We start from the raw sequence: 16,127 nt of genomic DNA on the forward strand, positions 1-16,127 counted from the left end.
CGTAGGGAGAGGGGACTGACCGAGCTGGATGGGTTAAGTCCGTCGACCTGAGATACCGAGTCGAACTCAAGTTTTGAAAAGCCCCACGATCGGCGCCCTCTCCCAGGGGAGAGGGCTGGGGTGAGGGGTGGGCTCACCGCGGTGTTTGAGAGGTTGGATTACTTCTTCGCGACAATCACCGCGCGCATCGGCGCCGGCAATCCTTCGATGGTTTTGCTGTGATCTTCCGGATCAAGGAAATCACTCAGCGACTGATACTTCATCCACTCAGTGCCGCGCTGTTCCTCGACTGTCGTGGTGCTCACATCCACACAACGAATATCGCTGAACCCGGCCCGACGCAACCACAACTCCAGCGCCGGCACCGACGGCAGGAACCACACGTTACGCATTTGCGCATAACGATCTTCCGGCACCAGCACCTGATGCTTGTCGCCTTCCACCACCAGCGTTTCCAGTACCAGTTCGCCGCCCTTGACCAGGCAATCCTTCAGCGCCAGCAAGTGCTCGATCGGCGAGCGTCGGTGGTAGAACACGCCCATCGAAAACACGGTGTCGAAGCCTTCCAGATTCGGCGGCAAATCTTCGAACGGGAAGGGCAGGTGCCAGGCATTCGGCTCAGACAGATAACGCTGCACCGCCTGGAACTGGCAGAAAAACAGCCAGTTTGGATCAACGCCAATCACGCTGTTCGCGCCGGCACCGAGCATGCGCCACATGTAGTAACCGTTGCCGCAGCCGACATCGAGGATGCGTTTGCCTTTCAGATCCAGATGCGGGGCGACGCGCGACCATTTCCAGTCCGAACGCCATTCGGTGTCGACGTGAACACCAAACAGATCAAACGGCCCTTTGCGCCAAGGCGACAAACCCATCAATGCAGTACGCATCTGCGCACGGGTTTCGTCGTCGCAATCGGTGTCGAGTTTCAGGCCATTGAGCAGATCGATTTCGCTCGGCTGAATTTTCGGCAAGGCATCCAGCGCACTTTGCCAGCGCTCCAGATCGCCGTGACCTTTCTCCATTTTCTTGTCGAGTTGCGCCTGCAGGGTGTTGGCCCATTCGGCCAGCGGTGTGCCGGCCAGACGGCGGGCGAGGGGGGACAGATCAATCATGGCAAGGCAATCAACGAGGCAAAGTTAAGACACTGGAACCACGGCACGACTTTCGAGAACCCGGCGGCCAGCAGGCGTTCGCGGTGTTCTTCGAGGCTGTCGGGCTTCATGACGTTTTCGATGGCGCTGCGCTTCTGGGCAATTTCCAGTTCGCTGTAGCCGTTGGCGCGTTTGAACGCGACGTGCAGATCGGTGAGCAGTGCGTGTTCTTCGGCATCGTTGAAACGCAGCTTCTCAGAGAGAATCAGCGCGCCGCCCGGCAGCAGCGATTGGCGGATGCGTGAGAGCAACGCGGTGCGCTGATCCGGGGCGATGAATTGCAGGGTGAAGTTCAGCGCCACCACCGAGGCGGGTTGAAAATCGAGGGCGAGAATGTCGCCTTCGATCACGTCCACCGGCAGCAACTCCTGGAACATCGAATCCTGACCGTTGAGGTATTCGCGGCAGCGCTCGACCATGGCGGCGGAGTTATCCACAGCAATCACCCGGCAACCGTCCGTGCGCACGTGGCGGCGCAGGGCTTGAGTGACCGCACCCAGCGATGAACCGAGGTCGTAGAGCACGCTGTTCGGCTGGGCGAACTGCGCGGCGAGCACGCCGAGGTTCTCGACGATGGTCGGATAACCCGGCACCGAGCGCTTGATCATGTCCGGGAACACCCGCACCACGTCTTCGTTGAAGGCGAAGTCGGGTACCTGGGCCAAGGGCTTGGCGAAAATGCGATCGGGTTCTTTGCTCACGGCGGTTCCGGCGGTGTCGGTGGAAAAGGCCGGCATTTTAGCCAAAAGGGCGCGGGGATGCTTGGGTTGTCTGATAAAGCGCTTTTTTGCCAGTGATCGTTCCCACGCTCTGCGTGGGAACGCCGCCCCGGACGCTCTGCGTCCCTGCGTAAGTGACGCAGAGCGTCACAGGATGCATTCCCACGCGGAGCGTGGGAACGATCAGATCCGTTTAGTCTGGGAGAAAGCGGAGGCGGCGATGCCCCATTGGCCCAGCCAGTAGCTGAGGATGATGACGTAAGGTGCGGCGTGGAAAGGGGCGACGAAACGGTCGATACCGATCACGCTGTCCGAGAACACAAACGCCAGCGCACCACCCGCCGCCAACAGCGCCGAACGCTTGGGTACATCGGTGCCGAGTCGTGCCAAGGCGCGCCAGAGCATCGCGCTGATCGCCGTGGCATAGACAACCACCGGCACCAGCAACGGCCCCAGACCGCTGGAAATCAGAAGACCCAGCAGCACCGCACCAACCGCGAGAGCAAGCACCAGTGGCAGCACCGCCAGACGCTTGCAGTCACTCAGATAAGCCTTCAGATAAGCCAGATGCGCGACCAGAAACGCGCCGAGGCCGAATACAAACAGGTCCCCCGGCCATGCCAGCAACACATCACCGAGCAACGAGAAAATCAGACCCAGACTGATCCAGCGGCGATAGTCGCTGGGCGGCGCATCATGTAGCCAGCCGAGCAGCGCCAGCACCGGCAGCGGTTTCACCAGCAAGCACAGCAACGCCGCGTGCGTGCTGACGCCGTAGAGAAAGGTCACCGCGCCCATCAGCGCCAGAATCAGCCAACCCACGATCAGTTCACCGAAATGGCGCAGTCAAAAGTTTCCACCGGCAGCACTTCCGGCGCCCACGGCTGTTGCGAGGTCAGGCGCAGACGCCCGGTGCCGGGGGCAAAGGCCTGAAAGCGCCAGGTCGACAGACCTGCTGCACCGACCACGCCGGCGTCTTCCGGATTGCTGTAGACCTCCGGGCTGAGTGCACGCAGCACACCGCCGGCGGAATCCTGAATAGCCCAGCGATAACCGGTGGTCGGGTTGCTTGGCAGCATGATGATAAGGTTTTGCCCGTTGGTGAGCCGCACCGGGCATTCGCTTTGTTTTTCCACGGTCACGTTGTGTTTCGGTTGCGTGGCGCACGCGGCCAGCAGCGAGAGGGCGAGAGGGAGAAACAGGCGAGTGGGGGACATAAGGTCAGCGGCTCCGGCGTTGTCGACGAACGGCGAGCATAACTGAAGATGAGACAAAGTGTGACAGTGCCAAGCCCTCACCCTAGCCCTCTCCCAGAGGGAGAGGGGACTGACCGGGGGATATTGGCGAGGTACGCCGACCTGAGCGTGCGTCAGCGAATCCATAATCGACCCGGTGTTTCAGGTCGGCGCATTGCGCAAGACCGCTCGGTTGGCTCCCTCTCCTGGGGGAGAGGGCTGGGGTGAGGGGCTACGGGCTACCGGTCAGAACAGTACCTTCGCCACATCGGCAAACCGCTTGGCGAAATGCACGGTAATCCCTTCCTTCAGATAATCCGGCAACTCCTCAAAATTGCCGCGATTAGGCTCCGGCAAAATCAGCTCAAAAATCTTCTGCCGCCGCGCCGCAATCACCTTCTCGCGCACCCCACCAATCGGCAGTACATGCCCGGTCAACGTCAGTTCGCCGGTCATGGCTACGCCTTTTTTCGGCGGCTGATTACGTGCGAGCGAGAGCAGCGCACTGGCCATGGTCACGCCGGCGCTCGGGCCGTCCTTCGGTGTCGCGCCTTCCGGTACGTGCAGGTGGACAAAGGCTTCGTCGAAGAACTTCGCGTCGCCGCCGAACTGTTTCAGGTGCGAGCTGACGTAGCTGTAGGCGATCTCCGCCGATTCCTTCATCACATCGCCCAGTTGCCCGGTGAGTTTGAAGCCACGGTTGAGCGTGTGGATCCGTGTTGCTTCGATCGGCAATGTGGCGCCGCCCATGCTGGTCCAGGCCAGGCCAGTGATAACGCCGGTGCCGGACAGCACTTGTTCGTTGCGGAACACCGGATGACCCAGCGAGGCTTCCAGATCTTTCGGGCCGAGCTTGATCACTGCTTTCGGCTCGTCGATCAGCTTCATCACCGCTTTGCGCACCAGTTTGCCCATTTGCTTCTCAAGCTGACGCACGCCGGCTTCACGGGCGTAACCGTCGATCAAGGCTTTGAGCGCGCTGTCGCTGATGCTCAGGCTGCCCTTGGACACGCCGGCCTTTTCCAGCAGTTTTGGCCACAGGTGACGCTTGGCGATGGCGACTTTTTCTTCAGTGATATAGCCCGACAGGCGAATCACTTCCATGCGGTCGAGCAACGGGCCGGGGATCGAATCGAGGGTGTTGGCGGTGCACACGAAGAGGACTTTCGACAGGTCCATGCGCAGGTCGAGGTAGTGGTCGAGGAATTCGACGTTCTGCTCCGGGTCGAGGGTTTCCAGCAGCGCCGAGGCCGGGTCGCCCTGGTAGCTCTGGCCCATCTTGTCGATCTCGTCGAGCATGATCACCGGGTTCATCACTTCGACGTCTTTCAACGCCTGCACCAATTTGCCCGGCTGCGCGCCGATGTAGGTGCGGCGGTGGCCCTTGATCTCGGCTTCGTCGCGCATGCCGCCGAGGCTGAAGCGGTAGAACGGCCGGCCGAGGGATTCGGCGATGGATTTGCCGACGCTGGTTTTACCCACACCCGGCGGACCGACCAGCAGCACGATGGAGCCGCTGATCTCACCTTTATAAGCACCGACGGCGAGGAATTCGAGGATGCGATCCTTGATGTCGTCGAGGCCGGCATGGTGTTTGTCGAGGACTTTGCGCGCGTGCTTGAGGTCGAGTTTGTCGTCGCCGTAGACGCCCCACGGCACCGAGGTCGCCCAGTCGAGATAATTGCGGGTAACCGCGTATTCCGGCGAACCGGTCTCGAGGATCGACAGCTTGTTCATTTCCTCTTCGAGGCGCTTCTGCACCTGCGCCGGTAAGACTTTGCCTTCGAGGCGTTGTTCGAACTGTTCGAGGTCGGCGCTGCGGTCGTCCTTGGTCAGGCCGAGTTCCTGCTGGATGACCTTGAGTTGTTCCTTGAGGAAGAACTCGCGCTGATGCTCGCCGATCTTGCGGTTAACTTCCGCCGAAATCTCTTTTTGCAGGCGCGCGACTTCGACTTCCTTGCGCAGCATCGGCAGGACTTTTTCCATGCGCTTGAGCATCGGCACGCAGTCGAGCACGCCTTGCAGCTCGGGGCCGGTGGCGGAGGTCAGGGCGGCGGCGAAGTCGGTCAGCGGCGATGGATCGTTGGGGCTGAAGCGGTTGAGGTAGTTTTTCAGCTCTTCGCTGTACAGCGGGTTGAGCGGTAGCAGTTCCTTGATCGCGTTGATCAGCGCCATGCCGTAGGCCTTGACCTCGTCGGTCGGCTCGGTGGGCTGATGCGGGTATTCGACTTCGACCAGGTACGGTGGGCGGTGATGTTTCAGCCAGGTTTTGATGCGTACGCGGCTGAGGCCTTGAGCGACGAATTGCAGTTTGCCGTTTTCGCGGCTGGCGTGGTGGACTTTGACCAGGGTGCCGTATTGCGGCAGGGCGCCGGTGTCGAAGTGGCGCGGGTCTTCCTGGGGCGTGTCCATGAAGAACAAGGCCAGGGAGTGGTGTTCGGATTTGCTGACCAGTTCGAGGGTTTCGGCCCAGGGTTCTTCGTTGACGATGACCGGCAGGACTTGGGCCGGGAAGAACGGGCGGTTGTGGATCGGGATGATGTAGACCTTGTCCGGCAGGTTCTGGCCGGGCAGGGCGAGGCCTTTGCCGCTGGAGGTGTGTTCGATGTGTTCGGCTTCGGTGTAGTCGTCGGGGTTTTCCGGGAATTCTTGCTGGTCGCTCATGGGGCACCTGCGCAATGGGGTATGGGTCTTAGATGGGGCAGGGGCTGGGTGGTTTCAATGGGGGGCGGTGTTTCTGATTGTGTGTTCAGGGTTTTGACAGGGTTCACGCTTTGGACTTGGCGGCCTTTGGGCCGACCATGTTGGGGGTGTTTGGTGTGTATATCCGTTTTTTTGGTAGTGGCGGCTTAGGGTTCCGCCCTTACGGCGGGTCACTTTTTCCAGGCGCCCGGAGTGCCGGCCCAGAAAAAAGTAACCAAAAAGGCTTGCTCCTACGTGCGGCCCGCTCGCTGGGGCTCGGGGTTCCTTCGCTCCGGGATCGATCCGGGCGCAGCGTCTCCGGTTTGCTTCGCTGCACCTCCTCTCTCTGTGTTTGGCTTCGCCAAACGGTCGCTGCGCTCCCACGCCCGGATCAATCCCTCCACTCAGCCTTCCGACGTCGCCCGTGGATCAAGATCAAGAGCAGGCGAGCTGACACTCGGCCTATTGAGTGGTGAAGAGCACGGCGCGCACGGCTTTGGTTTTTGTGGTGCTCTTGCCCCTCATCGGAACGCCGCCCGCCCAGCCCTCTCCCGAGGGAGAGGGAGCCGATTTGTAGGCATTTCAGAATCTGAGTTCAACGCGGTATCGCACGTCGGCGTAACTCGTCCAAACACCTCGGTCAGTCCCCTCTCCCTACGGGCGGTCCGACGTTTCGGGAGGGCTAGGGTGAGGGGCTTTTGATCTGATTCGGAATCTGAGCTCGGCTCGGTATGCCACGTCGGCGTACTTCTGCCAAACACCTCGGTCAGTCCCCTCTCCCTCCGGGAGTGGGCGTGTTCGGCGGCTTTGTAGAATCTCTTCGAGCCCGGGAATTCGTAGGGTGTGGTGTCGTCGATTTCGGGTGGATTGGGTGTTGGCTTTTTCCCGCTACACGTTCGCGCCCAATGGGCTGCATTACTCGGTACAGCGCCAAGCTGTGGCATCCGTCCATAAACAACCACCAGGCCATCAAGCCCGGTGGTTGTTGGCAATGCGCTGATCACCTCGGATGTTTATTTCACTTCGGTCAATTTCACATCATCGACCAGCATATCGATCAAGCTCCGCAGGTATTTGAAACCCTCATCTTTCTTCCCCCAGCGATCAATGAAAAACAAACCATGGTCATTGACCTGGATCGGTGTCACCTCGATGTCGCCGGTCGTGGATTTATGCACCAGACGGGGCCCTTCCGTGCCTGTATTTTCGATCATGAACATCCCGGAGTGGGTCAGTTTGCTGCGACTGACAGACGGCGTCGGGTCCGGCTGCTTCGTTCCGGCGACGGCCACTTCCATCAGGAAGTCGCTGCGCAAGGCCCGGCTATTGGTGCCGCGCTTGTTGGACACCACTTCCCACGTCCCGCGGTGGATATCTCTGGCCAGTTCCGGAGCGGTGTCGCGCACACCGAGACTGACCGCCGAGAGGGTATCCGCCAGACCCGGCACACCCAGGTTGTAATTAGTGTGGGCATTGCCGATAAGGGCTACCCATTTGTGCGGTCCGTGTGCCAGTTGGTCGGCTTCGATCACTTGGCTGGCGAAATAGCTGAACATCTCGTTTCGCGAGATATCTTCGTCAAACACACCCTTGAGGTGATAAGACGCAGTGCAATCGAGTGCCCTGATACGGATATTGTATTTGGCCGCCGCCTGACAGACTTCTGTGTACGTATCGTTACCGTCGTAGCTGGGCATGTGGCCACGGTCCTGAACGCTTAGATAAGCCTTCAGTCTGTCCGGCATGCGCTGTGTGCGATAAAAGATATCCAGATCGGCCTGATGCAAATCGGTGAACAGGTGTTCCACATATAACGTGTCATAGCCGGCTTGCTTAAGCGCTTTCATGTGCTTTTTCAGCAGCGCTTTGCTCGCTGTGTGGGAATGGGCCTCGCCGATCAGCAGGTTCAAGCGTCCGTCGGCCAGCAGCCGCAAAAACTCCTCGAACGGGGTGTCTGAGGTGAGCGTCGGGAGTGTGGCCGCTTCGGGAGGCGTGTAGTGAGCAAAAGTGTCCCTGGCCTTTTTCTCGAGACGCTCGCGGCTGGCGATGAACGCGTCGAACGCCTGTTTTTCACTCGGTACGGTCGGGGTGTAGCGTGAATCCATGGCGTAGGGCTGATGCAACATTTGTGCGATATCGTCACGCATGGAGGGCGCAATATCGTATTCGCTGAAATGCTCGACAGCAGGGGCAAGCGGTGCTGGTCGGGAGACGGGCTGAGGCGCCTTGTACGCCGATGGCCATTGCACCCGATAATCGCCCTTGGCTGCCGTATCCCCGGCAATTGCACCGGCTGAATCGACGGCGATGCGTGCCGGCTGATCGAGTGCGACATCTTCCACGCGCACGGCGACAGCCGTGTGCAGGTCGGCCAGGCCGGGAGTCGTGTCGAAGGTGCTCATGCGCGATTGCTCGGTGAGCACCACCCAGCGCTCCTCAGGCGCATCGGCGATGTCGGCGGCCAGCGTCTTGTGCGAATAGAAATTCCTGAGGCTGTTGCTGCGAGGGGTCAATGGCGAGACATCGTTCATTACCATCGCTCCTTCCAGTTGGTAGCTGGTCGAAGCATCCAGCGCATGGATTTTCAGACCCTTTTCGTGCGCTGCACGCACCAGTGCCAGATAAGAGAATGGCGCGTTTTCCTCATGTCCCAACGCACGGTCGACGGCTTTAAGATGTTTTTTGATGTGTCTCCAGGTGCCGCCCTTGTTCATTTTTTCCAGCTTGATATTGAAAATATCCCCCGCCAGGTATTCCACGTAAAGCCGCTTGAAGCCGTTGCTCACGAGTTCGTCCACAGCATCGATCAGCAATTGTTTGCTGGCGATCGAACCGGGCTGGGCGCCGATCACGAGGTTTTTTCCTTTAATGGCGTCGCTGGCCAGTAACCGGGCAAACGACAGGTCGTCGGCGACTGGCGGGACTTTGGCGCGGGCTGGCAGCGGGGCAAGTTCGGCGAAATGCATGGTGGCGTCTGCACTGAGCTTTTCGACCTGCTTCAGGTAGGCGGTGCGTGTCGAGGCGAGATTTTCCACGAACCCGATAAGGATCAAACGGGGATCGGTGCCCATGAAGTCTTGACTGCTGATGAGGATGTCCTCCCGGCTTCGCGGATTCATCACCGTTTCGATGCGCTGCCGGTATTTGGGCTCCACACCATAGACCTTGTGCGGACCGGGTGTCTCTGGCACGGCCTCGTACTTCGGCGCACCGCCGGTCATGCCGCTGCGTACCATCATCCCGTCGGCGTTGCGCACGGTCAGGATGCCGGTAGAGACGATGTCGGGAGAGTTCGGCTTACGGCTATAGAGTAAATAACGACCGAGTGCGTCAGGATTATTCCCGGCGTAGTACATCTGGCCTCTGAAAACCACCACGCGCATGTCATCCCAATCGGGTTGGGGCGCCACTTGATCAATCACGGTCATGACATTCTGTTGTTCGCTGCTGGCACTGGCGAGGCTCTGCCGCAAAGGCCGGCGCACGGGTTTGAGTGAACGCAACGCCGGACGCAGGTCGGTCAGCACCGCGCCGGCGCTGTTGAACAGATAACCGAGCAGATGCTGGAAGGCTTCGCCGTGGTCACCCTGACGGTACGCGTGCAGGGCGAACATGGCGTCCTTGAACGCCAGCAGCAGGCCGGTGCTCAGGCTCAGCAGCGGGAATGGGGCAGTGGCAATGGCGGTGATCCATTCGACACTGGTCCAGACCAGACTGGCGATCATCTCTGAACGGCTGGTGGTGGTCGCGTTGACGTCGTCGATGCGCCGTTGCAGTTTCATGTCGTACAGGGCAGTGCGCAGATTACTGACCGCCGCGACCGCGCGGGTCGAGTCGTAACGTGCAGGGCTGGGTGTGGTTTTATTGAGGTCTTTGGGCAGCCCTTTCCTGATGTTTTCAAGGTGCCTGCGAACCCGCGTGCGGGCGCTGACGCCGACGCGCGACGTCAGGTATTCGAGCATGCCGGACTGCTGCTGAAGCAGGTAATTGAACAGCCGCGCTTCGCGCAAAGCGACGCCGTCGGGCGCCTCGGGCGTGTAGAGCAGGACCGGGTTGTCGCCATGGCTGAAGAGCCACGCATCGAGCACCCATTCGCCGTCGATCATCAAGCGGTGGATCGGATAGGTCGTGCGCAGGGCCCCGGACGTCTCGGCCATGCTGTCGATACTTTGCTCCAGCCATTGCAGATCATGACTGGCGATATGACCTTGCAGTTGGCATTCCAGCGCGGCGCTTTTCATCTGGCGCTGGGTAATGGCCAGGGTTGCGTTGCGCCTGAAGTCGTAGCCTTCGCTCGTCGAACTTTGCAGTTCAGCCTTGACCTTGTTGATGTAGCGCTGGCCGATCCACACACCGGTGACCGAGCGCGCGACATTCTGTGCGGTCAGGTTGCTAATATCGATGCCCTGCGGGCCTCTGAAGCGCGCCGAGCGGGAAAATTTCTCATCGAGAAAACCGATGCCGTCGGCGTAGCCGTCGCGATAAAGCGCTGTGTAGGTCAACGGTTTTGGCGTCCACGAGCGCACGATAGAGGTCGGCGCGAACGCCCAGACCGTATCCGGGTCAACGTCGTTGGCCGCACGCTTGAGCAAGCGATTCAGGCTGATTTTTGCCTGTTCGTGCACGTAGTCATCAAACGCCGGAAAGCGACTGCCCGACAAGGCGTGGCTGTTGAACGCACGCAAAGCGCCTTCGGCGTCTTCGCTCAGGGTCGTCAGCTTTCGGCGGTTGGCGGCGCTGGTCGAGCGATACCACGCAGGTGTACCGAAGTCATAGTCGTCGATCCGTGTGGCCAGCACATGGTCAGCCATCGCGCGCAGGCAATCGAGATGGCTGCCGGTGTGATCGAACGTGACCTTGTGATGCTCCAGCGCCTCAGGTTTGAAACTCAGACCGGCCAACACGTGGCGCACCTTCGCGCGAAAACGCATGGGCGCGCGGCTGATCAGGTAGCCGGCCATGCTCTCGGCGACATCACTGTGCCTGGCCCAGCCGAGCAGGTGGCTCTGGCATTCGCGCTCACTGTCGAAGGCCTGGAATTGTTGGTCTCGCGGCGCCTGTGGCGTGCACAGCAACAGCCGTTTGAGCGTGCCGCTGTCATCGTTCTGGCGCAGTACCCACAAGTCTTGCAACTGTGCACCGTGCAGCGACAGGGTGGCGGCGCGCAGGCGCGGATCGCTGCCGTCACGCAGGCGCTCGATCAGTTGCAGGTCACTGTCGAGCAGGTGCCCTTGCAGCACTGCTGTGTGAGCGAGGGCGACGATACGTTGATCGAGCATCTGCGTGATGGCGGGTTTGATCGCAGGCTTGGCCTGTAGCGCTTTTTGCAAGTGATTGAAGTCAATCCGAGGCTGCAGCTCCAGGGCTTGTTTGATCAGCCACGCCGGCGTCACGTCCGCGTAGTCTGGCGGCAGAGGCGCGTCATCGTAGGTGAGGGTGGTGTGCTTCAAAAACGCTGAGCCCGGTAATTCATCGCCGGTGTGCGGGCCGCGCAAGGACAGCTCGAGCAGATTGGATTGAAGCTCATAAACGCCGTAGCCCGGCACTCGACGTTCGGTCGAAAGGCTTAACTTTTCCGGCTCGAGATCGTCGATCTCCAGGTCTTCGCTCAAACGTTCCAGCCATTGCTGGCGAGCCAGTGCCGCCAGGCTGCCTACCGGCTCCATCAGGTCGAGCAAGTATTGCCGCGCCTGCTGGTAGTTACGCAGATGCTCAGCCAGTACGTCTTTCTGCGCGGTGCTGGCGCTGCGAAACCAGTCCGGTGCGCTGTAGCGCAGGTGGCGTTCGAACAAGGTTTGCGCACGTAATTGCAGACGCGACGTGAGATTCGGCAGGGCGGCAGCAATTGCGCGGTCCAGCGCAGTGCGCAATTGCCTGGGGTCTTGCTGCGGGTTATCGGCGAAGCTCAAGGCGCGTTCGATATCCTGCGTACGTTTTTCGATCAGCGCATCGTAGGTGTGTTCGAACAAGGATTTGCTGTCGATGGGTGCGAGCAGCAGCGGCCAGATCCCTGCTGCGCCCACCGCGTGATAACGCGTCGGCAGCATGGACATGAACGCCTCGCGACCGCTGGCCTGGTTCAGCGATGTACGCAGTTGGCTGTCGAGCTCAGCAAGGGAATTGAAGTATTCGATGCCTCTTGCGGGGGTGAACAGCAGAGCGAAACCCATGCTCTGGTCGGTCTGCAAGTCCTTGACTCGGCGAATGTCCTTTTCCGTGACAACAAAGGCGCCGGCCAGCTCAACGGTGCTGTCTTGATAGTTGAACTGCAGCGCGTACATGGCCGGACGCAGCATCGGGGCCAAATCGAGCTTGTGCAGCAGTTCGCCGGCTAGCGGGTGCAACAGGCGGTCGTCGACAGCCTGTCTGGCTTCGTGGCCGATGGCGGTGAAGCCTGCGTCATATTTGAGGAAGGTTTTCGCCGGTTTGTCGTCGATCCGGTCGCTCTGGTCCATGTTGATCAGTTGGCTGGCCAGTCTGACTTTCAGCCTGGCGATCAGCTGTTTGCCTTCATCGCTTTGCAGATCGCTGTTTTCCAACGCCTGATACAACGCGCGGCTGCGTTGCAGGTAGCTTGTCCGGTAGGTGTCCAATTGCTGGTCGAGGCGTTTCACAAAGGCCTCTTCGGTGGTCGGTTGCTGTTCGGGAAGCAGTGGGGTTTGTGTATTGAACAGGTGATGGCCGATCGCGTTGAGATCGTTTTTGATCTCTTCGGGCGTGGGGGCTGTGGCGGGGTTCATGGGCGCTTTTTCCATGCTGAGGGTGAGGGGCCAGCATGGCGAGGGGCAGCGGGGGGCGGGTGGTATCTATGTATAGGAGGGTAATGATCTGTCGATGTGTTCGAGTGCGTCGAACAGCCCTCAGACCTGCTCGCGAAAGCGCTTTGTCAGTCACTCAAACGGCTGAATGCGCTGACGCCTTCGCGAGCAGGCTCGCTCCCACAGGGGGTTTAGTTGTGTGTTGGGGATTGCGGGATTTCGTGGTTGTCCAACACGCGGTTCACCGCCAGTTCGGCGAGCATGATGATTTGCTGGATCGCCAGAATCGTGCGCCTTTGCGGCAGGTCGATGTAGGCGGCGATGTCGCTGGTCATGAGGCTGGCCTGGGCCAGGGATTCGCAGGCGTGGACCAGCAGGCTTTCGCTGTCCTGTTCGGGGGCGACCTGGAACATGGTGCTGGGTTTGTGGAAGCGCAGGGTGAGTGCGTTGGGTTTGAGGTAGTGGTCGAGGGCGCGGTCGGCGGCTTCGTGGAATCGCTTCGAACCGGGGAATTCGTAGGGGGTGGTGTCTTCGGTTTCAGGTGGATTGGGTGTTGGCTTTTTCATAGTGAAGCTCCGAATGATAAGTGGGGCTGTCACTCTCAATCGCCGCGACGCGACAGAGGGTGGCAGCTGTACGCGGGTTCGCGGACCGAGCCATTCGGCAATCTCGGCATACCCGAAGGTATCCCGCGCACAGCCACCATCAAACCAAACAACAAGCACCTGAGCGCTACGGTTTGGGCCGGCGATTATGCATCAAATCGAATGAACTGCTCGGGCCGCGACGCCCGTTCGCTGAATTTGCAGCGACCCCCCGAGCCTATCCAGCCAATTTCCGAGGCACAACCGACGCGACTTGTCGGAAAACTCCGCGCAATTTTCAACGTCTGTAGGACGAGCACATTTCCCACAGATAAACACTTTTCAACCTGTGGGAGCGAGCTTGCTCGCGAAAGCGGTGTGTCAGGCACCGTAGATGTTGAATGTGCTGACGCCTTCGCGAGCAAGCTCGCTCCCACAGGGTTCTGCGGTGGGTTCAAAATTGGCGTGCACAAAAAAAGGCGATGTCCCTCACGAGACATCGCCTTCATTTTTACCGCCGTTAAACCTTATTCCGGCAGTTTGTAGGCAATGATGTAATCGCCCATCTTGGTGCCCAGCGAGCCGTGACCGCCGACAACCAGCAACACGTATTGCTTGCCGTCCTTGCCGGTGTAAGTCATCGGAGTCGCTTGACCACCCGCCGGCAGACGCGATTTCCACAGCTCTTTACCGCTGTTCACGTCATAAGCGCGCAGGTATTGGTCGAGGGTGCCGCTGAGGAAGCCGACGCCGCCAGCCGTGACCATCGAGCCGCCCATGCTTGGGACGCCGAGGGTGAAGCCGATCGGGATTGGCGAGCTGTCGCGGCTGGTGCCGTTTTTGCGTTTCCACACGACTTTGCTGGTGGTCAGGTCGATACCGGCGACATAACCCCAGGCCGGGGCCTGGCACGGTACGCCGAATGGCGACATGAACGGATGCATGATCACCGCGTATGGCGCGCCGGTGTTCGGTTGCACGCCAGCGGTTTCGCTTTCGCGTTTGCTGCCGGCGGCGACTTGCTCGCGTGGCACCATTTTCGACACGAAGGCCATGTAGTTCGGGCTGGTGAACAGCATTTGGCGAACCGGATCGACCGAAACGCCGCCCCAGTTGAACACGCCAACGTTACCCGGGTAGATCAGGCTGCCCTGTTCCGACGGCGGGGTGTACTGGCCTTCATAACGCAGTTCTTTGAACTGGATGCGGCACAGCATCTGGTCGAACGGGCTCGCGCCCCACATGGCTTTTTCGGTCAGTTCCGGAGCCAGCAGGTTGAGGTCCGAACGGGCCTGGGTCGGTGCGGTGTGGTCGCCTTTGACGGCGCCTTGCGGAACCGGGATTTCCTTGATCGGAATGATCGGCGTGCCGTCACGACGGTCGAGGACGTACAGGCTGCCCTGTTTGGTCGGGGCGATCAGCGCAGGTTTCACGCCGTCGGCGGTTTTCATGTCGAGCAGGGTTGGCTGGCTGCCAACGTCCATGTCCCACAGGTCGTGGTGGGTGAACTGGTAGTTCCAGCGCACTTTACCGGTGGCCAGGTCCAAGGCTACAACGCCGGCGCTGAATTTCTCGGCGCCCGGGGTGCGGTCTGCGCCCCATTGGTCTGGAGTCTGGTTGCCCAGTGGCAGGTACACCATGCCGAGTTTTTCGTCGACGCTGGCCAGCGACCACATGTTGGCCGAGTTGCGGCTGTAGGTTTCACCCGGTGCCAAAGGCTCGGTGGCGTCTGGCTTGTCGCTGTCCCAGTTCCATACGAGGTGGCCGTCGCGCACGTCGAAGGCGCGAATCACGCCCGATGGCTCGTTGGTCGATTCGTTGTCGGTCACGTGACCGCCCATGATCACCAGATCACGGGTAATCGCCGCTGGCGAGGTGGAGTAGTAACCACCAGCGGTGAACGGGCCGATGCCTTGGGTCAGGTCAACCACACCGTTTTTGCCGAAGCCTTCGCAGATTTTGCCGGTGTCGGCGTTCAGTGCGATCAGACGGGCATCAGCGGTTGGCAGGTACAGACGACGCGGGCAAGCCTGAGCAACGGCTTTGCCGGCTTCGGAAATCACCGCGGAAGCTGCGTTTTCAGTTTTCGCGTAAGCGGCTTCGTCGTAGTACGACACGCCACGGCAGGTCATGTGGGCGAAACCTTTGAAGCCGACCGGGCTCTTGATCTGCGGGTCGAAGCGCCACAGTTCTTTGCCGGTGTCCGGGTCCAGGGCCAACACTTTGCTGTGCGCGGTGCAGGCATAGATCATGCCGTTGGCTTTGAGCGGGGTGTTTTCGTTGGTCAGCTCAACCGGGTCATCCGCCGTCGGCAGGTCGCCGGTCTGGATGCGCCAGGCTTCTTGCAGCTTGCCGACGTTGGCCGGGGTGATCTGCTTCAGCGGCGAATAACGGTCACCGAACTCGGTGCGGCCATAGGCCTGCCAGTCGCCATCGGGCATGGCTGGCGCGGTGCTGGTGGTGTCTGCGGTGTCGCGGCCCAGCTCGCCGAAGGTTTCGCCCGGATGGGTGAACAGGCTGGCCAGAGCGGTGACGCCGGCCAGCACCACAGCGACGGTCAGACCGCCAGTGCCCATCGGTGCCGGGCCGTTCAGCAGCAGCGGACGACGGAACCACGGCAGCAACATCACGAAGCCGAGGACAAACCACAGGGCTAGACGTGGCACCAGTTGCCACCAGTCCAGACCGACTTCCCACAGCGCCCAAACGGTGCTGGCGAACAGAACGATGGCGTACAGGCCCAACGCGGCGCGACGACGCATTAGCAGCAGGATGCCGCTCAGCGCAATGCCGATACCGGCCAGCAGGTAGTACAGCGAGCCGCCGAGCATGCTCAGCTTGACCCCACCGGCCAACATGGCCAGGCCCATCAGTAGAAGCAGAATGCCGAGCAGGCTCGGTAGCAAACGGCCCCGACTCGAAGCACTTTCGGTGCTCATAGTGTGATTCTCCGTGACGTTTTATGTAGTCCCGCGCTGTAGTCACTGTAGATGAC

At 60.4% G+C, this 16,127-nt stretch carries 8 protein-coding genes; all 8 read right to left on the minus strand.

Going from position 1 to position 16,127, the window contains the following annotated elements:
• Window positions 1-158 precede the first annotated feature (158 nt).
• The 8 genes from cmoB to FGA82_RS19920 all read right to left on the minus strand — a co-directional run bounded on the left by cmoB (window position 159) and on the right by FGA82_RS19920 (window position 16,071).
• Window positions 159-1,115 carry a tRNA 5-methoxyuridine(34)/uridine 5-oxyacetic acid(34) synthase CmoB gene (gene cmoB, locus FGA82_RS19875; RefSeq protein ID WP_122599061.1) on the minus strand — a complete coding sequence of 319 codons (957 nt, stop codon included), beginning with the start codon at window positions 1,113-1,115 and terminating at the stop codon, window positions 159-161.
• A complete protein-coding gene (gene cmoA / locus FGA82_RS19880) occupies window positions 1,112-1,891 on the minus strand; it encodes a carboxy-S-adenosyl-L-methionine synthase CmoA (RefSeq protein WP_171057315.1) in 780 nt (259 codons plus the stop codon). Before cmoA ends, cmoB begins: the two co-directional genes overlap by 4 nt.
• Before the next feature lie 165 nt (window positions 1,892-2,056).
• On the minus strand, window positions 2,057-2,695 hold the full coding sequence (locus FGA82_RS19885; RefSeq protein ID WP_171057314.1) for a lysoplasmalogenase: 639 nt from the start codon (window positions 2,693-2,695) through the stop codon (window positions 2,057-2,059).
• A gap of 2 nt (window positions 2,696-2,697) precedes the next feature.
• A complete protein-coding gene (locus FGA82_RS19890; protein ID WP_007916811.1) occupies window positions 2,698-3,090 on the minus strand; it encodes a protease inhibitor I42 family protein in 393 nt (130 codons plus the stop codon).
• Between the two features lie 264 nt (window positions 3,091-3,354).
• On the minus strand, window positions 3,355-5,772 hold the full coding sequence (gene lon, locus FGA82_RS19895) for an endopeptidase La (RefSeq protein ID WP_141128405.1): 2,418 nt from the start codon (window positions 5,770-5,772) through the stop codon (window positions 3,355-3,357).
• A gap of 1,031 nt (window positions 5,773-6,803) precedes the next feature.
• Window positions 6,804-12,530 (minus strand): membrane-targeted effector domain-containing toxin, encoded by a 5,727-nt coding sequence (locus FGA82_RS19905; protein ID WP_141128407.1) that lies wholly within the window; start codon window positions 12,528-12,530, stop codon window positions 6,804-6,806.
• 209 nt (window positions 12,531-12,739) lie between these two features.
• Complete coding sequence (locus tag FGA82_RS19910) at window positions 12,740-13,114, minus strand: DUF6124 family protein (protein ID WP_141128408.1); 375 nt, start codon at window positions 13,112-13,114, stop codon at window positions 12,740-12,742.
• Window positions 13,115-13,659: 545 nt separating this feature from the next.
• A complete protein-coding gene (locus FGA82_RS19920; RefSeq protein ID WP_141128410.1) occupies window positions 13,660-16,071 on the minus strand; it encodes a glucose/quinate/shikimate family membrane-bound PQQ-dependent dehydrogenase in 2,412 nt (803 codons plus the stop codon).
• Window positions 16,072-16,127: the final 56 nt, after the last annotated feature.

It is taken from the genome of Pseudomonas fluorescens, from assembly GCF_005938625.1.
Taxonomy (GTDB): domain Bacteria; phylum Pseudomonadota; class Gammaproteobacteria; order Pseudomonadales; family Pseudomonadaceae; genus Aquipseudomonas; species Aquipseudomonas fluorescens_BD.

Excerpts from the sequence above, each read along its gene's own strand:
- lon (WP_141128405.1), bottom strand. The coding sequence starts at position 5,772 with ATGAGCGACCAGCAAGAATTCCCGGAAAACCCCGACGACTACACCGAA.
- cmoA (WP_171057315.1), bottom strand. The coding sequence starts at position 1,891 with ATGCCGGCCTTTTCCACCGACACCGCCGGAACCGCCGTGAGCAAAGAA.
- FGA82_RS19905 (WP_141128407.1), bottom strand. The coding sequence starts at position 12,530 with ATGAACCCCGCCACAGCCCCCACGCCCGAAGAGATCAAAAACGATCTC.
- FGA82_RS19910 (WP_141128408.1), bottom strand. The coding sequence starts at position 13,114 with ATGAAAAAGCCAACACCCAATCCACCTGAAACCGAAGACACCACCCCC.
- cmoB (WP_122599061.1), bottom strand. The coding sequence starts at position 1,115 with ATGATTGATCTGTCCCCCCTCGCCCGCCGTCTGGCCGGCACACCGCTG.
- FGA82_RS19920 (WP_141128410.1), bottom strand. The coding sequence starts at position 16,071 with ATGAGCACCGAAAGTGCTTCGAGTCGGGGCCGTTTGCTACCGAGCCTG.
- FGA82_RS19890 (WP_007916811.1), bottom strand. The coding sequence starts at position 3,090 with ATGTCCCCCACTCGCCTGTTTCTCCCTCTCGCCCTCTCGCTGCTGGCC.